Annotated in this window: 26 protein-coding genes; 22 read left to right on the top strand and 4 right to left on the bottom strand. The window is 42.0% G+C overall.

The genetic code is table 11. The annotated features are described in order from the left end of the window. The first annotated feature begins 82 nt into the window (after positions 1-82). The 3 genes from greA to mtnN all read left to right on the top strand — a co-directional run bounded on the left by greA (position 83) and on the right by mtnN (position 2,197). Complete coding sequence (greA, locus tag CSV68_RS02910) at positions 83-559, top strand: transcription elongation factor GreA (RefSeq protein ID WP_099634194.1); 477 nt, start codon at positions 83-85, stop codon at positions 557-559. A gap of 100 nt (positions 560-659) precedes the next feature. After that, positions 660-1,433 (top strand): DUF1510 family protein, encoded by a 774-nt coding sequence (locus CSV68_RS02905; protein WP_158233023.1) that lies wholly within the window; start codon positions 660-662, stop codon positions 1,431-1,433. Positions 1,434-1,504: 71 nt separating this feature from the next. Beyond that, complete coding sequence (mtnN, locus tag CSV68_RS02900; RefSeq protein WP_099661416.1) at positions 1,505-2,197, top strand: 5'-methylthioadenosine/S-adenosylhomocysteine nucleosidase; 693 nt, start codon at positions 1,505-1,507, stop codon at positions 2,195-2,197. 220 nt (positions 2,198-2,417) lie between these two features. Here the strand turns inward: mtnN and sigK are convergent, their stop codons facing one another. After that, positions 2,418-3,116 (bottom strand): RNA polymerase sporulation sigma factor SigK, encoded by a 699-nt coding sequence (gene sigK, locus CSV68_RS02895; RefSeq protein WP_099634191.1) that lies wholly within the window; start codon positions 3,114-3,116, stop codon positions 2,418-2,420. Between the two features lie 155 nt (positions 3,117-3,271). On the opposite strand from sigK, the gene CSV68_RS02890 reads away from it, so the two are divergent. The 11 genes from CSV68_RS02890 (at position 3,272) to CSV68_RS02840 (ending at position 11,832) form a co-directional block, all read left to right on the top strand. Continuing rightward, positions 3,272-3,787, top strand: a complete 516-nt coding sequence (locus CSV68_RS02890; RefSeq protein WP_099661415.1) for a YqeG family HAD IIIA-type phosphatase — start codon at positions 3,272-3,274, stop codon at positions 3,785-3,787. 2 nt (positions 3,788-3,789) lie between these two features. Further along, positions 3,790-4,890, top strand: coding sequence for a ribosome biogenesis GTPase YqeH (gene yqeH, locus CSV68_RS02885; protein WP_199168478.1), 1,101 nt, complete (start codon positions 3,790-3,792; stop codon positions 4,888-4,890). Positions 4,891-4,912: 22 nt separating this feature from the next. Beyond that, a complete protein-coding gene (gene aroE, locus CSV68_RS02880; protein WP_099661414.1) occupies positions 4,913-5,734 on the top strand; it encodes a shikimate dehydrogenase in 822 nt (273 codons plus the stop codon). A gap of 2 nt (positions 5,735-5,736) precedes the next feature. Beyond that, positions 5,737-6,027, top strand: coding sequence for a ribosome assembly RNA-binding protein YhbY (gene yhbY / locus CSV68_RS02875; protein ID WP_099634187.1), 291 nt, complete (start codon positions 5,737-5,739; stop codon positions 6,025-6,027). Positions 6,028-6,037: 10 nt separating this feature from the next. Then, complete coding sequence (locus CSV68_RS02870) at positions 6,038-6,622, top strand: nicotinate-nucleotide adenylyltransferase (protein WP_099634186.1); 585 nt, start codon at positions 6,038-6,040, stop codon at positions 6,620-6,622. Beyond that, the gene (gene yqeK / locus CSV68_RS02865) at positions 6,597-7,169 is read left to right on the top strand and encodes a bis(5'-nucleosyl)-tetraphosphatase (symmetrical) YqeK (RefSeq protein ID WP_099634185.1); all 573 of its coding nucleotides are present in this window, start codon (positions 6,597-6,599) and stop codon (positions 7,167-7,169) included. The genes CSV68_RS02870 and yqeK overlap by 26 nt, the downstream gene beginning before the upstream one ends. A gap of 3 nt (positions 7,170-7,172) precedes the next feature. Next, complete coding sequence (gene rsfS / locus CSV68_RS02860) at positions 7,173-7,517, top strand: ribosome silencing factor (RefSeq protein WP_099634184.1); 345 nt, start codon at positions 7,173-7,175, stop codon at positions 7,515-7,517. Next, positions 7,514-8,254, top strand: coding sequence for a class I SAM-dependent DNA methyltransferase (locus CSV68_RS02855; RefSeq protein WP_099661413.1), 741 nt, complete (start codon positions 7,514-7,516; stop codon positions 8,252-8,254). The genes rsfS and CSV68_RS02855 overlap by 4 nt, the downstream gene beginning before the upstream one ends. Positions 8,255-8,322: 68 nt before the next feature. Continuing rightward, positions 8,323-8,976, top strand: a complete 654-nt coding sequence (locus CSV68_RS02850; RefSeq protein ID WP_233190427.1) for a helix-hairpin-helix domain-containing protein — start codon at positions 8,323-8,325, stop codon at positions 8,974-8,976. A gap of 13 nt (positions 8,977-8,989) precedes the next feature. Then, positions 8,990-9,553: a ComE operon protein 2 gene (locus CSV68_RS02845; protein WP_099634182.1), complete on the top strand. Its 564-nt coding sequence runs from the start codon at positions 8,990-8,992 to the stop codon at positions 9,551-9,553. 17 nt (positions 9,554-9,570) lie between these two features. Further along, positions 9,571-11,832, top strand: a complete 2,262-nt coding sequence (locus CSV68_RS02840; RefSeq protein ID WP_099661412.1) for a DNA internalization-related competence protein ComEC/Rec2 — start codon at positions 9,571-9,573, stop codon at positions 11,830-11,832. A gap of 59 nt (positions 11,833-11,891) precedes the next feature. Here the strand turns inward: CSV68_RS02840 and CSV68_RS02835 are convergent, their stop codons facing one another. Then, on the bottom strand, positions 11,892-12,026 hold the full coding sequence (locus tag CSV68_RS02835) for a YqzM family protein (RefSeq protein ID WP_029054667.1): 135 nt from the start codon (positions 12,024-12,026) through the stop codon (positions 11,892-11,894). Positions 12,027-12,199: 173 nt separating this feature from the next. Next, positions 12,200-12,364 carry a hypothetical protein gene (locus CSV68_RS17125; protein WP_158233022.1) on the bottom strand — a complete coding sequence of 55 codons (165 nt, stop codon included), beginning with the start codon at positions 12,362-12,364 and terminating at the stop codon, positions 12,200-12,202. 104 nt (positions 12,365-12,468) lie between these two features. On the opposite strand from CSV68_RS17125, the gene holA reads away from it, so the two are divergent. Next, positions 12,469-13,476, top strand: coding sequence for a DNA polymerase III subunit delta (gene holA, locus CSV68_RS02830; RefSeq protein ID WP_099634180.1), 1,008 nt, complete (start codon positions 12,469-12,471; stop codon positions 13,474-13,476). Positions 13,477-13,526: 50 nt separating this feature from the next. Here the strand turns inward: holA and rpsT are convergent, their stop codons facing one another. Continuing rightward, the gene (gene rpsT / locus CSV68_RS02825) at positions 13,527-13,778 is read right to left on the bottom strand and encodes a 30S ribosomal protein S20 (protein WP_099634179.1); all 252 of its coding nucleotides are present in this window, start codon (positions 13,776-13,778) and stop codon (positions 13,527-13,529) included. A gap of 194 nt (positions 13,779-13,972) precedes the next feature. Here rpsT and gpr point away from each other — a divergent pair, with 194 nt between their 5' ends. The 7 genes from gpr to dnaK all read left to right on the top strand — a co-directional run bounded on the left by gpr (position 13,973) and on the right by dnaK (position 22,585). After that, the gene (gene gpr, locus CSV68_RS02820; RefSeq protein WP_099634178.1) at positions 13,973-15,010 is read left to right on the top strand and encodes a GPR endopeptidase; all 1,038 of its coding nucleotides are present in this window, start codon (positions 13,973-13,975) and stop codon (positions 15,008-15,010) included. A gap of 53 nt (positions 15,011-15,063) precedes the next feature. Further along, positions 15,064-15,864: a stage II sporulation protein P gene (gene spoIIP / locus CSV68_RS02815; RefSeq protein ID WP_233190426.1), complete on the top strand. Its 801-nt coding sequence runs from the start codon at positions 15,064-15,066 to the stop codon at positions 15,862-15,864. A gap of 83 nt (positions 15,865-15,947) precedes the next feature. Continuing rightward, positions 15,948-17,771 carry a translation elongation factor 4 gene (gene lepA, locus CSV68_RS02810; RefSeq protein ID WP_099661411.1) on the top strand — a complete coding sequence of 608 codons (1,824 nt, stop codon included), beginning with the start codon at positions 15,948-15,950 and terminating at the stop codon, positions 17,769-17,771. Between the two features lie 70 nt (positions 17,772-17,841). Next, positions 17,842-18,981 carry a radical SAM family heme chaperone HemW gene (gene hemW, locus CSV68_RS02805; RefSeq protein WP_099661410.1) on the top strand — a complete coding sequence of 380 codons (1,140 nt, stop codon included), beginning with the start codon at positions 17,842-17,844 and terminating at the stop codon, positions 18,979-18,981. 90 nt (positions 18,982-19,071) lie between these two features. Further along, positions 19,072-20,127 carry a heat-inducible transcriptional repressor HrcA gene (hrcA, locus tag CSV68_RS02800; protein WP_099634175.1) on the top strand — a complete coding sequence of 352 codons (1,056 nt, stop codon included), beginning with the start codon at positions 19,072-19,074 and terminating at the stop codon, positions 20,125-20,127. Then, the gene (gene grpE, locus CSV68_RS02795; protein WP_099634174.1) at positions 20,124-20,702 is read left to right on the top strand and encodes a nucleotide exchange factor GrpE; all 579 of its coding nucleotides are present in this window, start codon (positions 20,124-20,126) and stop codon (positions 20,700-20,702) included. The genes hrcA and grpE overlap by 4 nt, the downstream gene beginning before the upstream one ends. Before the next feature lie 38 nt (positions 20,703-20,740). Beyond that, on the top strand, positions 20,741-22,585 hold the full coding sequence (dnaK, locus tag CSV68_RS02790) for a molecular chaperone DnaK (protein ID WP_099634173.1): 1,845 nt from the start codon (positions 20,741-20,743) through the stop codon (positions 22,583-22,585). The last annotated feature ends 9 nt before the right edge of the window (positions 22,586-22,594 follow it).

Below are 22,594 nucleotides of genomic sequence, written 5' to 3'. Positions count from 1 at the left end.
AAAATAGTTCCGCTATGTCACATAATTGAAGTTTGTGCGACATAGTATTTTTTATGAACAGACATATGAGGAGTGTTATTACATGGTTTCAGAAAAGAAATTTCCAATGACGGCTGCAGGTAAAGCAAAGTTAGAAGACGAACTAGAACAATTGAAAACGGTTAAACGTGTGGAAGTAGTAGAACGCATTAAAATTGCACGTAGCTATGGTGATTTATCGGAAAACTCCGAGTACGATTCAGCGAAAGAAGATCAGGCATTTGTAGAAGGTAAGATTTCTTCTATTGAAGGAATGATTCGTAATGCGGTCATTATAACTGAAGATGAATTGAATACGGATGAAGTGCAATTAGGCAAGACAGTTACTTTTAAAGAAATTCCTGATGGTGAAAAAGAGACGTACACAATTGTTGGTTCTGCTGAAGCCAATCCATTGGAAGGTATGATCTCAAACGACTCGCCAATTGCGAAAGCGTTAATTGGCCGAAAAAAGGATGACAAAGTAAGGATCCAGACTCCCGGCGGTGAAATGTCAGTAGAGATACTCGAGATAAAATGACACACGTACCGTCTTCTCACTAGTAGAAGACGGTATTGTGATTTTTAATTCAATTCGCCGAAGTATACGCGTTTCATTTTAAGTAAAGGAGATGTCTGAAATGGCAGATCAAGGTCCGAAGTATTCGAGAACGTCAAGAAAACAAGGCAGTAAAGCAAGCAAAGTGAATAGAGTATTAAATATTTCAATAGGTGTTGTGATTTTCCTTATTGCGGTTGTTGCTATCATCTTTCTTACTGGTGACGATGAAAAAGAAGTGGCAATTGACAAGCCTGAACAATCTACACAATCAGATACAGCCCCAATGGAACCTATCGTTTTAGACGATGAGAACGATGAGGACAAGCCTGAAACGGAAGACGCCGAGCCGGAAGAAGCAGATGAACCAGATGAACCAGAAGTTCAGGCTCCTGAAGAAAATAACGAAGTGGTAAATGAAGTGGTTGAAGAACCGGAAGCACCAGTAGTAGAAGCGCCTAAAGTAGACGAACCGAAAAAACAACAAACCCAAAAAGTGGAACCTAAAAAGGAACAACCAAAACAGGACAAGCCAAAGAAAGAAACTTCATCGGATTCTGGTAAGAAAGTGGTTGTGAATCCTGACTGGAAACCTGTTGGAACAAAGCAATCAGGCGAGCACGTTTCAAAGTATGATGGTCAGTCCGATGACTGGCATGAGAAAAAGAAAGCCATATCCTATGCAACTGGCATGTCTGAAGATCAATTGTATTTTGATCGGATTCAGAATGGCGGCAGTCCTCAAAAATCAGAAGGCATTGTGAGAAGTAAAGACAATTCCAAAAAATTCAAAGTATATCTTCAGTGGGTGGACGGCCAAGGTTGGAAACCTGTCAAAATGGAAGTTTTGAAGTAAGTGAATTAACCTACCGATGTGCTGCCTATTGGGCAGCACATTCTAGTAAGTGAAAAGGGGAGAAGGCATAAATGAAAATAGCAATCGTAGGTGCCATGGAGGAAGAAGTCGAAATATTACGCAGAGAAATTGGTCTTGGGAAAATCACAACCGTGGGAAATTGTGAGTTTATTGAAGGCAAAGTAGGCAAGCATCAAGTGATTGTAACGAAAAGTGGCATCGGAAAAGTAAACGCTGCCATGGCAACAACAATCCTTTTGCAAAACTACAAACCTGACGTAGTCTTGAATACAGGTTCTGCAGGTGGAACTAATCCAGAGCTCGAAGTGGGAACGGTTGTAATATCTGATTATGTCCTGCATCATGATGTCGATGTCACTGCATTCGGCTACGAGCTGGGCCAAGTTCCTCAACTTCCTGCAAGCTTTCCTTCAGATTCTAAACTGATCGATTTTGCTAGAGAAGCAGTAATTGAGTTAGATACATATGAACATGCTGTAGGAACTATCGCATCAGCTGATACTTTCATGGATGATCCTGAAAAAGTCCTACAAGTTAAAAAAAGATTCCCACGCGTCATCGCCGTAGAAATGGAAGCGGCGGCCGTCGCGCAAGTCTGTTATCAGTTCAACACGCGATGCGTTGTCATCCGCGCGCTATCTGATATAGCCGGTAAGGAATCGACAGTCAGTTTTGATGAATTTTTACCACTGGCAGCCAAACACTCGTCACAGATTGTTTTGCGCGTCATCTCGAAACTTTGATCGTTCTATGATAAAATGTCTTAGTAGACAGATTAGCAGTTCGTTTGGTTGAGAGGAGGGACATTCAATGGAATTCTTAATGGGTGGAGTATTTATCGTCACAGCACTATTGGCAGCAATTATTTTACGCGAGGTTAAAGCTGACTGAGAAAAGAAACAAAGCGTTTCCGGTGTGCGGGGGCTGTCGCCCTCTGTTGCACGATCGGAAACGCTTTTTGCATTATTGGTATTCATGCTTAAACGATTGATATAATTTGACGATCGCCCGTTTCTCGATACGTGAAACATAACTCCTGGAAATATTCAGTTGCTCAGCAATTTCTTTTTGTGTCATCGGCTGATCATCCAGCAAGCCGTAACGTCTTTGAATGATTTCCAACTCGCGTGAATCAAGTTTATCCAAATGACGGTAGAGACGCTCTTTTTGTTCATTTTGTTCTACGGTTGTTTGTGGAGGTATGTCGTTTGTTTGAAGGAGGTCTGCGATTTCTAGGGATTGGCCATCTTTATCCATGCCGATTGGTTCGTAGAGGGAGACATCTTTTTGCACCTTTTTTTGAGTTCGTAAATACATAAGTATTTCATTTTCAATACAGCGTGCAGCATACGTCGCGAGTTTAGTTTTACGGTCTGGCGTAAAACTGTTGACGGCTTTCATCAGACCAATCGCACCTATGGAAATATAATCATCAAGTAGTTCGTGCTTTGGCTGGAACTTCTTGACGATATGGGCGACTAAACGCATATTGTGTTCAATGAGTTCATCACGTGCACTTACATCTCCTTCAGCTAATCGTCTCAGGCACTCTGCTTCTTCTTTCTTGGACAATGGACGAAGGAAAGCTTGCCCTCGGATATAACCGATTAGCGCGGGGATCTCTAACCATAATTGCATGACGGCTAGGAAAAAACCGCTCATGTGACCACCTCCGATTATTAGTAGTTTACTCTATGCAAACGACGGATGGTCTATCACTGACAAGAAAAGCGATAAAATCAGACATAGTTGTGCGTGCAGGCTACACAACTATGTTATAATCAGACAAGAATTTGTTGTAGGGCGGAGAGGATAATGTGTTAAATCATTTTTTACCGAGTGCTTATGTAAAATCCGTGTTTTTGATTAAACCAGAAGACCTTCTTGAGAATGGTATTAAGGGTATCATTACAGATTTAGATAACACACTCGTTGAATGGGATCGTGCGGATGCTACGCAAGATATTATGGCGTGGTTCAAGTCCATGCGCGATGCTGGTTTGCAAATTACAGTTGTTTCCAATAACCATATAGAACGCGTCAGTCACTTTTGTGATCCATTAGGCATCCCGTATATTTGTGAAGCACGCAAGCCGCTGAAAAGGTCGTTTTATCAGGCACTTGCTACATTAGGCTTGCCAAAAAAAGAAGTCGTCATGATTGGCGATCAATTGTTAACGGATGTCTTGGGTGCGAATCGTGTGGGGCTGCAGACGATATTAGTCGTCCCTGTAGCAAGTTCCGATGCGACGATTACGAAGTTCAACCGTGCGATTGAACGAAGGATTATGGCAAGGTTTAAAAGAAAAGGATTACTTACGTGGGAGGACTAAATTTGGAATTGATCAAGTGTATTGGATGCGGTATTACGATCCAAACGACGGATAAGACAATGGAAGGATATGCGCCGCCAGCTTCATTAGAAAAAGAAGATGTCATATGCCAACGCTGTTTTAAATTACGAAACTATAACGAATTACAGCCGGTATCCTTATCAGGAGACGATTTTTTAGCGATTTTAAATGGAATCGGTGAAAAACAAGGCTTGATCGTGAAAGTTGTGGATATTTTTGACTTCAACGGTAGTTGGATCAATGGTCTGCATCGCTTTGTAGGCAAGAAAGATATTTTGTTAATCGGAAACAAGGCAGATATCCTGCCGAAAGCGATTAATCCGCAGCGAGTGAAAAATTGGATGAAGACGGAAGCTGCAAAGCTAGGTTTGAAACCAATCGATGTGTTACTAGTTTCCGCTGTAAAAGGCAACGGTATGAGTGAAGCACTTGACGCGATTGAGAAATACCGTAAGGGTAAGGACGTCTACGTAGTCGGTTGTACGAATGTAGGGAAATCTACTTTTATTAATCGAATCATTAAAGATGCGACCGGTATGGAAGATGTGATTACGACATCGTACTTCCCAGGGACAACTCTTGATGTAGTAGAAATTCCATTAGACGACGGTAAAATGCTAATGGATACACCAGGGATTATTAACGATCATCAAATGGCTCATCACTTGGATCCTCATGATTTGAAATTGATAACGCCGAAGAAAGAGCTGAAACCGAAAGTTTATCAGCTGAATGCTGAACAAACATTATTCATCGGCGGACTTGCCCGTTTTGACTTTATTCAAGGGGGTCGCTCTTCTTTCAACATTTATGCAGCAAATGGTTTGCCAGTTCACCGGACGAAGTTGGAAAATGCCGATGAATTGTACAAAAACCATCTTGGTGACATGCTATCGCCACCAGGACCTGCATCACTTGAGAAGTTGCCGGCACTTATACGTCATGAGTTTTCAATTAAGGAAGCGAAGACGGATTTAGTGATTTCAGGGCTTGGCTGGATTACGATTCAGCATGCCAATGTCACAGTGGCTGTACATGCACCAAAAGGTGTCAATGTCGAAATCAGACCTTCATTGATTTAACAGGGACAGGAGGAAAGACCAGATGAAAAAATGGTATGCGGTAATAGGTGATCCAATCGCGCAATCAATGTCACCGGTCATGCATGATCAGTGGTTTAAAGATAACGCTTTGGACTCAACGTATATACCGATTCATGCAACTGCGGGAAGCTTGCAAGAGACAATAAGAAGCTTGCGTTCACTTGGATGCAGTGGCTTCAATGTGACGGTACCCCACAAGCAGGCGATTCTTCCTTTTCTCGATGAAGTGGATGAATCAGCAACAGTCATGGATGCGGTTAACACAGTTTATCAAACAGATGATGGTAAACTAATCGGTGCCAATACGGACGGAGCGGGGTTCGTTAAATCGTTGGAAGAGTTTTCGGACTCAGTGAAAGGCTCGGTATTACTTATTGGAGCTGGTGGCGCGGCTAGAGGCATCGCCTTTGCGTTGCAGTCAGCTGGCTATGGACCTCTCTATTTTACGAATCGAACTGCTTCTAGAGCCGCAGAACTGGCGGCAGATATGAATGGTGGTCACGCGCTCTCTATTGAGGACGCTGAAGATCGACTCGGTGAGTTTGGTCTTGTAGTACAAACCACGTCAGTCGGTATGAATTTTGCACAAGAAGGAATACCGCTCGATCCAAAGAACGTGGCAAACGGTGCAGTAGTAGCGGACATAATTTACAATCCGCTTGAAACGGAATTTTTAAAACAAGCAAAACAAGCAGGGGCCAAGACGATGAATGGGGTTGGAATGTTCGTCCATCAAGGAGCTCTTGCTTTTGAAAAGTGGACAGGAGTCTATCCTGACACAAAAAAGATGATCGATATGATTACAATGAAAGTTGGCGGGTAAACATGTTAACAGGTAAACAAAAAAGATTTTTACGTAGCGAAGCACATCATTTGGATGCACTATTCCAAATAGGGAAAAGCGGTTTAACTGACGCAATCCTCGTGCAAATCGACGAAGCACTTGAAGCACGTGAACTACTTAAAGTGAGCGTTCTTCAAAATTGCGACGAAGATAAAAAGGAAATTGCTGAAAAGATTGGCGCGTATAAAGGCATTCACGTAGTCCAAGTCATCGGTAACATAATTGTTTTATACAGAGAATCGACAGAGAAAAAACGTATACAATTACCGTAAGGAGAATCAGATGAAACGAATCGGCATATTGGGCGGAACTTTCAATCCGCCACACACTGGACATTTATTGATCGCCAATGAAGTGCGTTATGCACTACAGTTAGATGAAGTATGGTTAATGCCTGCTGCAGTCCCTCCGCATAAGATTGCGACAGGTGACGCGACAGCAGAGCAACGCCTGCAAATGGTGAAACTGGCGGTAGATGAAGTGGATGGCTTGCGTGCATCATCGTTTGAAATTGAGCGAGGCGGAGTATCCTTTACATATGATACGATGTCGCAATTAATACAAGATGAAGCAGGTGTACATTTTCATTTCATTATTGGCGGAGATATGATCGATCAGTTACCGACATGGTACCGGATTGAGGATTTACTCGATATCGTTACGTTTATCGGTGTCAAACGTCCAGGTGCTGATAACGCTTCTGCAATCCCGGTACAATTAGTAGAAACACCACAACTTGATTTGTCATCCACATTGATCCGCCAGCGTTTTGTAGAAGGTGGAACCGTGCAACTTTTGATTCCCCAGGCTGTCGAAGCTTACATTCGAGAGGAGAGATTATATGGATCTTCAACAAGTTCGAAATGACCTAGAACAACGCTTACCAAAAGCGCGTTATGAACACGTACTGAGAGTCACGGAAACAGCGAAGAAATTAGCTGAGGAAGTGGGTGTGTCGGTGGAAAAGGCTGAAATTGCTGGCCTATTTCATGATTACGCCAAGTTTATGGATAAAGATGAATTACTCGAATTACTAAAACGTGACGAAGAGTATGAGCTCTATGCTCAGTATCACTCCGAATTATGGCATGCGCCAGTTGGAGCGATGCTCGCGAAAGAACGTTATGGAGTAGAAGATCAAGATATCTTGCAAGCTATCCGTTTTCATACGACGGGCCGTGCAGAAATGAGCGAGTTAGAGAAAGTAATCTATATCGCTGATTTAATCGAACCAGGAAGAAAGTTTCCGGGTATCGAAGAGTTGCGCCAACGTATTAACGGAGAACCACTGGAAGATCAAATGACAGAATGCATTCAACATACATTTAAATTTTTAGTTCAGCGATACGCAGTCATTTTTCCACATTCATTTGATTGCTATAATGAACATGTACGTAGAAGAAAGGAACAGTGAAATATGCCAACATTATTAGAATTAGCTTATGAAGCAGTAGATAGTAAGAAAGCAGAAGACATCGTAGTATTAAACATGGAGGGCATCTCACTAATTGCTGATCAATTCATCATTTGTCATGCTAACTCTGAAAGACAAGTGCAAGCCATCGCGCGCGAAGTAGCGGATGCGGCTTCTAAAGAAGGATACACGGTGAAACGTTTGGAAGGGTTTGACGCAGGTCGTTGGATTTTAGTCGATCTTCTAGACGTAGTCGTCCATGTATTCCACAGAGACGAACGCGGATTCTATAACTTGGAAAAGCTATGGGGAGACGCACAGTTACTAAACGTTGAGGAAGAAATATGAGTTCTTCCTATTCAGCGTTCGCATCCATTTATGACGAACTAATGAATGATATCCCGTATGACGCCTATGTCGAGTTACTCGATTTGGCGTCTGCTGGCGTTTCAGGGAAAAAAGTATTAGATATAGGTTGTGGAACTGGCTTGCTTTCTGCAATGCTTGCGAAAAAAGGGGCACATGTCACCGGTATTGATCTTTCTTCAGATATGCTCGAGGTTGCTTCGCACCGTGCACAGTCATTTTCTCTGGATATTCAGTTTATCGAGCAACCTATGCAGCAACTGGATGTAGAAGATACATTTGATGCTGCAATCATCTCAATCGATTCATTGAACTATGTAATAAAGCAGCAAGACGTCATAGAAACGTTCCGCCGGATTTATGGAGCGCTTGCTACGGGTGGCGTGTTGCTCTTTGATGTGCATTCATTATACAAAATGGATGAGATCTTCCTTGAAGGACCTTTTGTTTTTGATAATCAACGTATTGCATATATTTGGCAAACTAGCCCTGGAGACGAGAATCATTCAATTTACTCCGAGTTGGTGTTTTTCGTAAAACAACGAGATAATTCGTATCAACGTTTTGACGAAGTACATATGCAACGATCGTTTGCAGTACCGGAATATGTTCAAATGCTTGAAGAGGTTGGATTTCAGATTGAACGAATTTTTGCAGACTGGGAAGATGAAGCACCTGAGGAAGAAAGTGAGAGAATATTCTTCCAAGTTCGAAAATAGGACTACCATAGTATTTCGGAATCGGGTATAGTTAATGAGACTCCATACGGTGCTGAAAGAAAGGATTGTTGCTTATCCGTTCATTCTTTACCGAAAAATGGCGTACATTGATCATTCCTATTGCAGCGTTCGCTGTACTTTCCACTGTTTTGTTCTTTCCCCAAGAACAACCGGATCAACTTTCCGAAGAACATGGACAATCCCTATTTGAACCAATTGAAACAGCTGAACAAAATAAAGAAGTGGAAGCGCCTGTCGAATTGGTCGCGGAAGCTATTACTGTTGCAATTCTAGTGGACGTTAAAGGTGCAGTGAAACATCCTGGACTTTATTCGATGCAAGATGGTGATCGATTACTTGATGCAATCGACAAAGCAGGAGGCTACACAGATGCCGCTGACACCAGGTTGTTGAATCATGCGCAAAGACTACAGGATGAATCTGTCGTCTATGTACCGGTCGCAGGAGAAGAGCCACCGGTATATGAGCAACCGGCTTCAGCGTCATCATCTTCTGACAGTTCCACTTCAAAAGTAAATATCAATACTGCGAATGAAAATGATTTCCAGACACTTCCTGGCATAGGCCCAGCAAAAGCTCTGGCGATTGTTCAATACCGTGAAGAGCATGGAGCTTTTTCGCAATTGGACGAAATTAAAAATGTGTCAGGTATTGGTGACAAAACATTTGAAAAATTAGAACCACATATAATTCTTAACTGATGGAGGCAACCGTATGGAGCGAATTACTTGGGATCAGTTCTTCATGGCGCAAAGTCATTTGCTGGCGATGCGCAGCACATGTACGCGACTCTCGGTAGGGTCCATTTTAGTACGAGACCAACGCATTATTGCTGGCGGCTATAATGGTTCGATATCGGGTGGAGATCATTGTATTGAACACGGCTGTTATGTCGTGGACAATCATTGCGTTCGAACGATACACTCAGAAATGAATGCATTACTACAATGTGCCAAATATGGCATACCGGTTGCCAAGGCGACCATTTATGTCACGCATTTCCCGTGTTTACAGTGTAGTAAAGCATTGATTCAGGCAGGGATAGAACGCATTAAATATGCCGAAGATTATCGTAATAGTGAGTATGCACTCGAGCTATTTGCGCAAGCAGGCGTAAAGATTGAAAAAGTACCGTTTGACGCGCGTTCAATTGATTTCGCCAGTGAAGAGAAATTTTCATTATTCAACGAGATGTTGACGAAAATGCAGGAACTTGGCGCTGAACCTGAAGAACTGGATGCCCTTTTGCAAAGGGTGAATCATTTATTTGGCAATTAATCCGATCGATACGATGGATGTATATAGCGATTCCTGTTGCGATTTCTGCGTTTGCAGCTGAGCTTTCAGGATCGCTTTTATTTTTGAATGCTTTATTCCTCATACCGTTCTACTTCTTACGCAAAGATTATCTACACCTCCTTCTTTGCACACTTCTTGCAAGTCTCTCTTTTTTCTATTTCTCTAGCCATTTTACAACTCTTCCTGACGATTCAGTCGTGACTTTTCATTGGAAAGATCAAGTGAAAATCGACGGGGCTAAAGTAAAAGGTTTCGCTACCTTATCCGACGGCACCGTTGTCTATATGATGTATCCGTTACATTCCGAACAAGAAAAAATCCGATTTCAGTCTGCGCGATTAGCGACGTATCAGTTCACGGCGGAAGTAGAGCCAAAAGAAATGGAACCAGCTGCCCATGAGTATTCATTCGATATGCTGCGTTATTTACGAATGAATGGAGCCGCAGGCATACTAGAAGCCACTCGTATCACATCGAGCGAACGACTTACTACACCGCGTTCACGACTCTCTCACTATCGTTCTGCGATTAAACAACATATTCATAATCAATTTCCACCTTCACTCGTTACAGAAGCAGAAGCGTTATTGATCGGTGACCGTTCGGGTATGGATCGCATCTTGCAAAATGAGTATCAGACGCTAGGTATTACGCATCTATTTGCGATTTCTGGCTTGCACGTCGGTTTATTGACGTTTTTCATTCGAGCGATATTGCTGCGTATCAGCTTTCGTAAAGAGTGGGTGACATACGGATTACTCATTTTTTTGCCAATCTACGCATGTATTGCTGGTGGAGCACCGTCTGTCTGGCGTGCAGCCACGGTGACCATGATTGTATTACTTGCTGTTTCAGGTAATTTAAAGTTGCGCCTTGATGATGCTCTTGCTTTAAGCGCATTATTCTTCATCATAATGCAACCTTTTATCGTGTTCCAGCCGGGATTTCAGTTATCCTATTTAGCTGCGTTTTCTTTGTTGTACTCGTCAGCTATTCTTAATCAAGCGAAAAATGGATTGGTCGTTTCATTTCTCGTCACCGTCATTACACAAGTTGCACTTTATCCTATTTTGCTCTATCACTTCTTCGAGTTATCGATTTCTTCTTTTATCGCGAATTTGTTCTACGTTCCGTTGTATTCATTATTTATCCTACCTGTCAATTTATTGTTATTGATCTGCACCTACATCGCGCCACCGCTAGCAAGCATTCTCTTTCTCATCTATGAGCCAGTGAGACTATGGATTGGTAGTGTAACGACTTGGTTTGCTTCCTTTCCTTATCAAATGTGGACGCCCGGACAACCGGGGGGCGTCGGCTCAGCACTTGCTGTTGTCGGTATCCTCATCTTTCTCGTCTGTCTGGAAAGAAAGAAGTTCATCCTCATCGGTCTGATCTGCTTGCTTCTCCCAGCGCTCTATCTAGAAATTAAACCGATACTGCATCGTGACGTAATCATTTCGTATGTAGACGTCGGGCAAGGGGATAGCACGATAATCGAAATGCCGTATCGGAAAGCAGTGTATGTAATAGATACAGGTGGAGTTGTCCATTTTGGCGAAACTGACTGGAAAACACCTGAGCAACCTTTTGAAATCGGGCGAAATATCGTCGTGCCGTACTTAAAAGCAAAAGGAATCACGAAAATAGATCGGCTGATAATATCTCATGCCGATATGGATCACATGGAGGGTGCCGATGAAGTATTAGACGAGTTGAAGGTAAAGGAAATTCATTTGTCGCCTGGCAGTGAACAGGAGAAGGCGATGGATGAAGTGTTGCAGTTGGCAAAGGAGCAGAACATTTCAGTGCAACTAGTTAAGGAAGGGATGAATTGGAGAGTGGCAGACTATCAATTCCAGTATGTAGCGCCAGAAGAACGTAAATATGATGGAAATGATAGTTCATTGGTACTTGTGATGAAGAAAGAAGATCTTCATTTCATCTTTCCTGGAGATCTCGAAAAAGAGGGAGAGCAGCGGTTTTTGCAGAGATATCTAACTGCTGATTTTCAACGCGTTGTACTAAAAGCTGGCCATCATGGAAGCAAAACATCGAGTACAGAGCCGTTTATTAATTTTCTTAAGCCAGATTTTATTATTGTATCAGCGGGAAGGAATAGTCGCTACGGGCATCCGCATGCAGAAGTAATCGAGCGCTTTGATGAACACAGTATACCGTTTTGGTCGACAGCCGAAAGAGGAACGATTGAATTGCGTGTGAAAGACGGAGTGTACACCGCCACTTCGAGTCGTTAGAAAAACAAATAGACACATCCACCAATGTGGTGGATGTGTCTATTTTATACAACAGTTGATTAGAGAGCGACGATATCGATGATCGTAGCAACAACAAAAATTGCAGAAAAACCGATAAACGCTACTATAAAGCCGATGCCGCTGTCAATCGCATCATTACGTTTGGACTGGACATCATGTTCAAATTCATTCATTGCTACACCTCCTAATTCCATACTAAGTATAGATGAAAGTGAAAGAAAAATCCATTAAAATCGCAGTTTTTAGGAGTTGTCACATACGTTGACACAATTTGTTCATAGAGTCCGTGCCTTATAAGTTATACGAGCGGAGTTGCGCATCGCAAATTCCGCCTCGTCGTGTAGAATTAATAGTATTTGTCCTTTTCCGCCGTCTCTCGATGGTTCGGTGTCATCGGTTCCTGCTTCGGTGCTAAATGATCAAGCTCTGTTAACTCTAGTGATATTTCTTCTTTCTCCTCAGATTTCAATTTTTTACGTGAATTTACGTCCAAACGATTAGATTTTTTCATCAATAAAAACCTCCTTTACTTGCTAGTATGGAGAAATGATTGATTTTCATGTATAGTTATCACAGGTTTTTAATAGCAAGCAATCGGTAATTGAGGTGGAGAAAATGGTTACAAAAATTTGGAGTCAAATTGAAAAAGGTGATGTGCAGCCAGTTTATCTACTAACAGGCACAGAGCAACACTTACTTGATGAAACGATCAAAAAATTAATCAAAGCAATCCCTGGTATGACATCATCAGAAGTGAATCGTTTTGATTTAGAAGAAATTCCAATTCAGGCTGTACTCGAAGTGGCGAATGAATTTCCATTTTTAGTCGACCATAAATTAATCGTCGCAAAAAATTGTTCATTCTTGAAAGCGACGGATCATTCAAAGGAAAAGCAGAACCATCAACTAGAAATGTTGGAACAATGGCTGGAAAACCCATCGCCTACTGCTACCGTAGTATTTGTGGCCCCATATGAAAAATTAGATGCGCGGAAGAAAATAACGAAGAAAATAAAAAAGCATGCAGTCGTTGTAGAAGCCGTTGCTTTGCAAGGGCAAGATGTATCTACGTGGATAATGCAGCAAGGTAAGGATAAAGGAATTGAGTTTGATAAAAAGACCGCCGAATTTCTTATGGAGATATCTGGAACCGACTTACTCACATTGGCTACGGAAGTGGACAAGCTCGCTGGCTACTTAGCGTTTAATGGCATTGTGGATACTGCTGTTATTGAGCAACTGGTGACCAGGACACCTGAGATGGATGTATTCCGCCTAACGGATTCATTCGTCAATAATAAACGGGCGGAATCAATCACTGTCTACCATGATTTATTACGCAATGGAGAAGAGCCGATCATGCTAGCGTCACTCATAGCGAGTCAAGTCCGTTTAATGATACACGTGACAAATTTACGGAAAAAAGGCTATCAACAACAACAAATTGCCACAACGCTACGAATCCATCCATATCGTGTTAAATTGATGATGCAGCGACAGCTTCCGCCTTTGCAAGTGTTGCTAAAAGCATTGGATGATTTGGCAACGATTGATCTGCAACTTAAAACTACGAGTGGTAATCGCCAGCGTAAATTGGAATTATTTTTAATGAATGGTCTATAAGAACGCAAAAAAAGACTGCCGTCACGAGGAGGCAGTCTTTTAACATATCATTATTGAGCTTTTTTAGTTAGACGTGATTTTTGGCGAGCAGCAGTGTTTCTTGGGATAAGACCTTTACGGGCAGCAGTATCCAATTGTTTCACAGCATTTCTCAAAAGTTCTTCAGCGTTCTCTTCGTTATTCATAAGAGCCGCATCCGCTTTACGGATAGCAGTACGCATAGAAGCTTTTACGTTAGAGTTTTGCTCGTTCGCAGCAGCACTTTGTTTCACGCGTTTGATAGCACCTTTAATGTTTGGCATTTCATTCACCTCCAGCTTTCAGGTAAGGCAAGAGTGTTTCCACAATCATCCGGACATCTCTTTACAACAAGCATAATTTTAACAAAGCTACAGACAGATTGCAAGAAAAAAAGTAAAGCGATTCAACTTTACAGCAAACAATTCCAGAATAAACGCCGGTAAAATGCACAAACTTGCTAGTAGAGGTGAAGAAAATGAGCGAAATCAACTACTTTCGTACGGATTTAATCGATGAAAGTGACGAATTTGTCAGGCATCAGACAGAGTCAGAAGAAAAGAAATTGAAAAAAATGTCCGGAATACGTGTCGAAGAACAAACAATTGGTCGAATTAAGGCGACAACTGTAAAAGTAACGGCAGAAGGTGAAGAAGAAATCGGAAAAGCGAAAGGTACATATATTACGCTAACGATTCCGACACTTGCTGTTCACGAAATCGAAGAGCTTCAAGCGTTATGTGAACTTGTCGTCGAAAAAATGGACACATTAATAAAAGAGAATTTACCGGGCGGCGTAAAAAAAGTATTATGCGTTGGTCTCGGTAACCGAGAGATTACGCCAGACGCTGTTGGACCCGCCGTGATGGATTACGTGAAAGAGGTAATACCGGATTATTACGAAGCGGATGAGAGTGGTGTGATGGTTTATGCACCGGGTGTAACTATTCAGACCGGCTTGGAAACGGCTTCCTTCGTCAAAGCAATCGTCGATCAAAGTAAGCCCGATCTATTGCTCGTCGTTGATGCGCTTGCCGCGAGGAGTAGTGCAAGGCTTTGCCGCACGGTTCAGCTGACAGATACAGGCATTCATCCAGGCTCAGGTGTAGGGAACAGCCGCAAAGAGTTATCGGAGAAAAGTCTCGGTATCCCGGTCATTGCAATAGGTGTGCCAACGGTTGTGGACGGTCCTGTACTGGTGGCGGATGCTATTGACACGATGTTCGGCTATATCGCAGCGAAAATAGAGGAAGAGGGTATGCCTTCGTCTAAACTTTCAACGGGACGTTTTCCACAACGCATAACTAAAGATGCGGATCGCACAGCGCTGGGCCCTATATTCGGCGATTGGTCATCCTGGACGCATGAAGAAAGAATCCAATTATTTGAAGAAGTACTGACCAATCAAGAATTGTCGACATTTATATCTCCAAAAGAAATTGATTCATGGGTAGCGAACTACGCAACTGCATTGTCGACTTCATTAATTAGCTGGATTCATAAAGTAAATACATGAACTAGTCATTGACCTTTTTTCTTCCGCATAGTGTGGAAGATGGAGGGATTACTATGAAAAAAACTATGCAAATCTGGATGAGCGTAATCTTTGTATTGTTCATCTTTCCTGTCGTTCTGCAGTATATTCCCAAACAGCCGACCATCCCCACTGCCCTCTCGTTAAAGGAACCAAGCACAATAGTCTACGCATCCAATGTATTGGAAGAAGATATTCGTCCGAAAACAGAAGGGAGTGTGTTGATTTATTCGACTCACTCACATGAAGCGTATGAACCTATTACGAAAGCAGCGAACGGAAAAGTAGCGGTATCTCACCATTCAGAGAATATTTTAAAAGTGGGCGAGCGGCTAAAGGAGAATTTAATTTCACATGGCCTTGCGGCAGAACAGCTCGATATCGATATTGTGAAAATCATGCAACAACAGAAGATACCGTATCATCGCTCGTATGCTGCGATCAGGCCGTATGTAGAAAAAAAGGTTAATGAGCAGTCTTATGATTTAGTCATCGACATGCACAGAGATTCGCTAGGTCCTTCCAAAACGACGATTACACATGCGGGTCAACGCTATGCAAAAGTGGCATTCGTCATTGGAAGAGACCATCCGTATTACGAACGGAATCTGGCCAAAGCAAAGCAATTGAAAAATGAGATGGAAAAATTAGTGCCTGGGATTACACGGGAAATCATTATCAAAGGTGGCCGTGGAGTAGATGGGAAATACAATCAAGATTTAAATACGAGCATCATATTAATCGAAATGGGTGGGGTGGGTAATACGGAAATGGAGATCAATCAAACGATATCTGTCGTTGGTGAATCTATTTCCGCAATGATGATCGTGCAATAATCTTTCAAATATTGAAGTCTGAACCGTTCACTGCTATAATTCAAGTAGCTTAAATAGGTACGTACATGTAGGAGTGAACAGTGATGAATCAAGAGCAGAGAGCAGCACGTCAAAAAAACATCCGAAATTTTTCTATCATTGCCCATATCGACCACGGTAAATCAACGCTGGCTGATCGAATTTTAGAAAAGACGGAAATAGTGAAAACACGTAATATGAAATCACAATCATTGGATTCGATGGACCTAGAACGTGAACGCGGGATCACCATTAAACTGAATGCCGTTCAATTAGTATATACGGCAAAAAATGGTGAAGACTACACATTACACTTGATTGATACACCAGGACACGTCGATTTCACATATGAAGTATCGAGAAGTTTAGCGGCTTGTGAAGGTGCTATTCTTGTCGTGGATTCGGCGCAAGGCATCGAAGCGCAAACATTAGCAAACGTCTATCTGGCGCTAGACAATGATTTGGAAATATTACCTGTTATTAATAAAATCGATCTTCCAGCAGCAGATCCAGATCGTGTGAAAAAAGAAATTGAAGATGTCATCGGATTAGATGCATCTGAAGCAGTTTTAGCTTCTGCGAAATCTGGAATTGGGATTGATGAAATCTTGGAACAGATCGTAGAAAAAGTTCCGGCACCTCAAGGAGATCCGGAAGCGCCACTAAAAGCGCTGATCTTTGACTCCCATTATGATCAATATAAAGGGGTTATTGTCAATATCCGTATCGTAGAAGGAAAAGTAAAGCCTGGCGATATGATTCGCATGATGGCAACGGGTAAAGAATTTGAAGTACTAGAAATAGGTGTCTTCACTCCAGGTATTTCTCCACGTGACGAATTGACTGTAGGCGATGTAGGATTCTTATCTGCTTCCATTAAAACGGTAGGCGATACACAAGTAGGGGATACGATAACACTTGTCAATGATCCTGCAGAGGAAGCTTTACCAGGTTACCGTCGTATGAATCCGATGGTGTTCTGCGGATTGTATCCAATCGATACATCTAAATACAACGATTTGCGTGAAGCACTTGAAAAGCTGGAATTGAATGACTCCGCACTTGAATATGAGCCAGAGACATCCCAAGCGCTTGGCTTTGGTTACCGTTGTGGCTTCCTAGGCCTGTTGCATATGGAAATCATTCAGGAGCGGATCGAACGTGAGTTCAATATTGACTTGATCACGACAGCACCGAGTGTTATTTATAAAGTAAACTTAACGGATGGTTCAACGATGAGTGTAGATAATCCATCGATGATGCCTAGTGCGCAAAAAGTAGACTTTGTGGAAGAGCCATATGTTAAGGCTTCCATCATGGTACCGAATGATTACGTTGGATCTGTCATGGAGCTTTGTCAGCGTAAACGTGGAGACTTTATGACAATGGATTATATGGACGCATCACGTGTCAATATCATCTATGAACTGCCGTTAGCTGAAATCGTCTATGACTTCTTTGACCAATTGAAGTCCAGTACAAAAGGATACGCGTCACTGGATTATGAATTGATTGGCTATAAGCGCTCGAAACTCGTAAAAATGGACATTTTGCTAAACGGCGAAAATGTGGATGCGCTGAGCTTTATCGTGCACAATGACTTTAGCTATGAACGCGGCAAGGCAATCGTTGAAAAACTGAAATCGTTAATTCCAAGACAACAGTTTGAGGTTCCTGTCCAAGCGGCAATCGGTCAAAAAATCGTTGCACGGTCTACTATTAAATCAATGGGTAAAAACGTTTTAGCAAAATGTTACGGCGGAGATATTTCCCGTAAACGTAAATTGCTTGAGAAACAAAAAGAAGGTAAGAAAAAGATGAAGCAAGTTGGTTCGGTGGAAGTTCCACAAGAAGCATTCATGGCTGTTTTGAAGATGGATGAAGATTAATTAAATTCAGTGAAAAGGGGGCAAACCGCCCTCTTTTTGCCGTTTACATACTTAAAAAGGATGTGACAGCATGCGGGGAGTGTATATCCATATACCGTTTTGCCAGCAAATTTGTCATTATTGTGATTTCAATAAAGTATTTCTTAAAAATCAACCTGTCGATCAATACATCGAATCGATCGGCAAAGAGTTTTATTATATGAAAGAAGCCGGTTATTCATTTGATGAAATGGAAACTGTGTTTTTAGGTGGTGGTACACCTACAGCACTCAATGTTCTTCAGCTTGACCGGTTGTTGACAATTGTTTCAGAGTATATCGATGTCACAGCATTAAAGGAATTCACGACAGAAGCGAACCCTGATGATTTATCGGAAGGACAACTTTCTATATTGAAGGAAAAAGGCGTTAATCGCTTGTCAATTGGCGTGCAGACTTTCAACGAACGTCTACTGAAACAAATTGGGCGTACGCATTCCAATGAAGACGTGGAGAACGTCATTAAGGCTGCGCGTAAAGTCGGCTTCGAAAACATTAGCATCGATTTAATGTACAGCTTACCTACTCAGACAGTAAGAGAATGGGAAGAGACCATCAATCGGGCATTAGCGCTTGATCTCCCCCATTACTCGGCTTATTCATTGATTGTGGAACCGAAAACCGTCTTTTATAATCGAATGGTCAAAGGAAAGTTGCCATTGCCTGGAGAAGACATTGAAGCAGAAATGTTCTCGATGGTAATCGATCGCATGAATGCGGCAGGTCGCGATCAATATGAAATTAGTAATTTTGCTAAACCTGGTTATCCTTCGTTTCATAACCTGATTTATTGGGAAAACTCTCATTATGCAGGCATAGGTGCAGGTGCCCACGGTTATATCGGCAAAGAGCGTTATGCGAATGTCGGGCCGTTGACACATTACATTAATCTATTGGAGGAAGGGAAGTTACCTCGTAAAGAAGTACATGACGTAACTCTGGCTGAATCGATGGAAGAAGAAATGTTTCTCGGCTTACGAATCATCGAAGGGGTTTCGATGAAAGAATTCGAGCGGAAATTCGAGCGGCCGATTCATACAGTTTTTGGCACCCCGATAGAAAAATTGCAGCAGCAAGGGCTTCTACAAATCGATGGGGACCATCTTCGTTTGACTAGAAAAGGTGTATTTCAAGGGAATACAGTATTTCAGGAATTTTTATTAGGAGATTGAGTTTGATTCGTTGACATATAAAATAGAATTTGATAAATTATGAGTAGTATTAGCACTCGGGGTTAATGAGTGCTAACAGGAGTGATGATCATGTTGACAAACAGACAATTGCTCATACTACAATTGACAGTGAAAGATTTCATCGAGTCTGCTCAACCGGTTGGTTCCAGACAACTGTCGAAAAAGCCGGAAGCGCCATTTAGTTCGGCAACCATTCGGAATGACATGGCGGATCTGGAAGATATGGGTTATTTAGAAAAAACTCACACATCATCTGGAAGAGTGCCTTCCGAAAAAGGCTATCGGTTCTTTGTGGACCATTTATTGCAACCACAAGCTCTAGGCCTGGAGGACAGCTTGCAGTTGCGTACGGTGTTTCAGGAGAGAGTGGGAGAGTCGGAAGAATTAATTCGGAAATCCGCAACCATTCTTTCTGACTTGACGAATTATACGTCGATCCTACTTGGACCTGACACATCAACGCATGCCGTCAAGAAATTCTCTATTGTTCCACTCGATCAACAACGGGCAGTGGCGATTATCGTAACCGATAACGGACATGTGGAAAATCGGATTTTCGATGTACCACCTGGTCTCACTGCTTCGGAAATTGAGAAGACGGTAAATATTTTAAATGAACGCCTAATCGGCACATCGCTTGTGCAGTTGCAGCAAAAATTGCAACTCGAAGCGAAACATGTATTTGAACAGCATATTCACCAAGCTGAACAACTATTCAGCTCCTTGCAGCAAGCAATGGCAGTGGAGCCGGAAGAGCGATTGTATTTTGGCGGGAAATTGAATATGTGGAAACAACCGGAATTTCACGACTTCCAAAAGATGCAATCATTTTTTGAACTAATAGAGAAAGGCAATCCTGCCATGGGGCTTTTCCAAAAAAACGAACAAGGTATTCAAGTTCGTATAGGTTCTGAAAACAATGTGATTGAAATGGAAGACTACAGCGTGATTACTTCCACGTACTCGGCAGGAGAGAATATGGAAGGTTCCATCGCAATTATCGGTCCGAAGCGAATGGATTACGGAAGGGTCATTACATTGCTTGATATATTAAGCAATGATTTATCTTCTGCACTTCATCGATTAACGATCGGAAAAGACGGGAACGGGAGGCAAGACACGTGAAAGAAAACCAAGAGTTCGAAGAGCAACTAGATGAAAATCTTTCCGAAAATGAGCAAGAGCAAACCGAAGCGACAGATCAGCTAGATGTTGAAGTCGTCGAAGAGCTCACTACAGAACAAGAACTTGAGAAAAAAATAGATGAATTAACGAAAGCTCTTGAAGAAGAAGAGGGTAAAAGATTACGCGTATTAGCAGATATGGAAAACGTCAAAAGACGAGCTTCACTCGACTATCAAACGTTACAAACATACCGTGCACAAAACGTTATGGTGAATATTTTGCCTGTACTGGATAACTTCGAACGTGCACTTGCTGTTGAAGCAAAAGAGGAAGAGACGAAAGCCCTCTTAACAGGGATGGAAATGGTCTACCGTTCATTAGTAGAAGCTTTAAAATCTGACGGACTCGAAGAAATCGAAGCACTTGATCAAGAATTCGATCCGAACTTCCATCAGGCAGTGATGACAGGCAATGAAGAAGAGAAAGATTCTGGAATTGTTTTGGAAGAACTGCAAAAAGGATATAAACTTAAAGAGCGTGTACTACGACCATCCATGGTTAAAGTAAACGAATAAAAAACTAAAGCATTCACATTATAGGAGGAAAATCACAAATGAGTAAAATTATCGGTATTGACTTAGGAACAACAAACTCAGTAGTAGCAGTATATGAAGGCGGAGAAGCGAAAGTAATTCCGAACCCTGAAGGTAACAGAACTTCACCATCCGTTGTCGCATTCAAAAATGGCGAACGACAAGTAGGGGAAGTAGCAAAACGTCAATCTATCACAAACCCTAACACGATCATGTCTGTTAAAAGACATATGGGTACGGACTTTAAAGTAGAAGTGGATGGCCAAGAATATTCTCCACAAGAAGTTTCTGCAATGATTCTTCAATACATGAAGGGCTATGCAGAAGAATACTTAGGCGAAAAAGTAACGAAGGCTGTTGTTACAGTTCCTGCGTACTTTAACGATGCACAGCGTCAAGCAACAAAAGATGCTGGTAAAATTGCTGGTCTTGAAGTAGAGCGTATCATCAACGAGCCAACAGCAGCAGCACTTGCTTACGGTTTAGATAAAACAGATGAAGATCAAACTATCCTCGTATATGACTTAGGTGGCGGTACGTTTGACGTATCCATTCTTGAGCTAGGTGATGGAGTATTCCAAGTACGTTCAACTGCAGGAGATAACAAACTGGGTGGAGACGACTTTGATGATATTATCATGGATTACTTGGTACAAGAATTCCGTAAAGAAAACTCCATTGATCTTTCTAAAGATAAAATGGCTATGCAACGTCTGAAAGATGCAGCTGAAAAAGCGAAGAAAGATTTGTCTGGTGTAACATCCACTTCAATTTCTCTTCCGTTCATCACAGCTGGAGAAGCAGGACCACTACACATGGAAATCACATTAACTCGCGGTAAATTCGATGAGTTGACAGCGGACCTAGTAGAACGTTCTATGATTCCAACGCGTCAAGCACTTAAAGACGCAGATCTTACAGCATCTGAAATCGACCGTGTCATCTTGGTTGGTGGTTCTACACGTATTCCAGCAGTACAAGAAGCAATCAAAAATGTAACAGGTAAAGAGCCATTCAAAGGCGTAAACCCAGACGAAGTAGTAGCAATGGGTGCGGCAGTTCAAGGTTCAATCCTAACTGGAGACGTAAAAGACGTTGTACTTCTTGACGTAACACCTCTATCACTAGGTATTGAAACAATGGGATCTGTTTTCACAAAGCTAATCGACCGCAACACGACAATCCCTACAAGCAAATCACAGGTATTCTCTACAGCAGCTGACAATCAGCCGGCAGTAGATATCCATGTATTGCAAGGTGAGCGTCCGATGGCGACTGACAATAAAACATTAGGCCGTTTCCAATTGACGGATATTCCACCAGCACCACGTGGCGTTCCACAAATCGAAGTAACATTCGATATCGACAAAAACGGTATCGTCAATGTTAAAGCGAAAGATATGGGTACACAGAAAGAACAGAACATCACAATCCAATCTAGTTCAGGCCTTTCTGATGAAGAGATCGATCAAATGGTTAAAGATGCAGAAGCGCACGCTGAAGAAGATAAAAAACGTAAAGAAGAAGCAGAACTTCGCAACGAAGCAGATCAGTTAGTATTTATGGCTGAAAAGACACTTAAAGATATTGAAGGTAAAGTGGATGAAGCGGAAGTTAAAGAAGCGGAAGCAGCATTAGAAGAATTGAAAGCTGCTAATGAATCTGGAGACCTTGAAGAAATTCGTACGAAGAAAGAAAAACTTGACGAATTAGTACAAGCTCTATCTGTAAAACTATATGAGCAAGCTGCTGCAGAAGCACAAGCCGCTCAAGGTGATGCACAACCTGGTCAAGAAGACGACAGTGTAGTGGACGCAGATTTCGAAGAAGTAGAAGACGATCAAGATAACAAAGACACTAAATAAGTAAGTCGA

This window comes from Sporosarcina sp. P29 (assembly GCF_002743265.1).
GTDB lineage: Bacteria > Bacillota > Bacilli > Bacillales_A > Planococcaceae > Sporosarcina.
The sequence above is the reverse complement of the archived record's forward strand: the minus strand, read 5'-3'. Positions and strand labels throughout refer to the sequence as shown.

Bases quoted from the DNA above. Each gene is read 5' to 3' on its own strand.
- greA (WP_099634194.1), top strand. From the start codon at position 83: ATGGTTTCAGAAAAGAAATTTCCAATGACGGCTGCAGGTAAAGCAAAG.
- CSV68_RS02905 (WP_158233023.1), top strand. From the start codon at position 660: ATGGCAGATCAAGGTCCGAAGTATTCGAGAACGTCAAGAAAACAAGGC.
- mtnN (WP_099661416.1), top strand. From the start codon at position 1,505: ATGAAAATAGCAATCGTAGGTGCCATGGAGGAAGAAGTCGAAATATTA.
- sigK (WP_099634191.1), bottom strand. From the start codon at position 3,116: ATGAGCGGTTTTTTCCTAGCCGTCATGCAATTATGGTTAGAGATCCCC.
- aroE (WP_099661414.1), top strand. From the start codon at position 4,913: ATGAAAAAATGGTATGCGGTAATAGGTGATCCAATCGCGCAATCAATG.
- yhbY (WP_099634187.1), top strand. From the start codon at position 5,737: ATGTTAACAGGTAAACAAAAAAGATTTTTACGTAGCGAAGCACATCAT.
- CSV68_RS02870 (WP_099634186.1), top strand. From the start codon at position 6,038: ATGAAACGAATCGGCATATTGGGCGGAACTTTCAATCCGCCACACACT.
- yqeK (WP_099634185.1), top strand. From the start codon at position 6,597: ATGGATCTTCAACAAGTTCGAAATGACCTAGAACAACGCTTACCAAAA.
- rsfS (WP_099634184.1), top strand. From the start codon at position 7,173: ATGCCAACATTATTAGAATTAGCTTATGAAGCAGTAGATAGTAAGAAA.
- CSV68_RS02855 (WP_099661413.1), top strand. From the start codon at position 7,514: ATGAGTTCTTCCTATTCAGCGTTCGCATCCATTTATGACGAACTAATG.
- CSV68_RS02845 (WP_099634182.1), top strand. From the start codon at position 8,990: ATGGAGCGAATTACTTGGGATCAGTTCTTCATGGCGCAAAGTCATTTG.
- CSV68_RS02840 (WP_099661412.1), top strand. From the start codon at position 9,571: ATGTATATAGCGATTCCTGTTGCGATTTCTGCGTTTGCAGCTGAGCTT.
- CSV68_RS02835 (WP_029054667.1), bottom strand. From the start codon at position 12,026: ATGAATGAATTTGAACATGATGTCCAGTCCAAACGTAATGATGCGATT.
- CSV68_RS17125 (WP_158233022.1), bottom strand. From the start codon at position 12,364: ATGAAAAAATCTAATCGTTTGGACGTAAATTCACGTAAAAAATTGAAA.
- holA (WP_099634180.1), top strand. From the start codon at position 12,469: ATGGTTACAAAAATTTGGAGTCAAATTGAAAAAGGTGATGTGCAGCCA.
- rpsT (WP_099634179.1), bottom strand. From the start codon at position 13,778: ATGCCAAACATTAAAGGTGCTATCAAACGCGTGAAACAAAGTGCTGCT.
- gpr (WP_099634178.1), top strand. From the start codon at position 13,973: ATGAGCGAAATCAACTACTTTCGTACGGATTTAATCGATGAAAGTGAC.
- spoIIP (WP_233190426.1), top strand. From the start codon at position 15,064: ATGAAAAAAACTATGCAAATCTGGATGAGCGTAATCTTTGTATTGTTC.
- lepA (WP_099661411.1), top strand. From the start codon at position 15,948: ATGAATCAAGAGCAGAGAGCAGCACGTCAAAAAAACATCCGAAATTTT.
- hemW (WP_099661410.1), top strand. From the start codon at position 17,842: ATGCGGGGAGTGTATATCCATATACCGTTTTGCCAGCAAATTTGTCAT.
- hrcA (WP_099634175.1), top strand. From the start codon at position 19,072: ATGTTGACAAACAGACAATTGCTCATACTACAATTGACAGTGAAAGAT.
- dnaK (WP_099634173.1), top strand. From the start codon at position 20,741: ATGAGTAAAATTATCGGTATTGACTTAGGAACAACAAACTCAGTAGTA.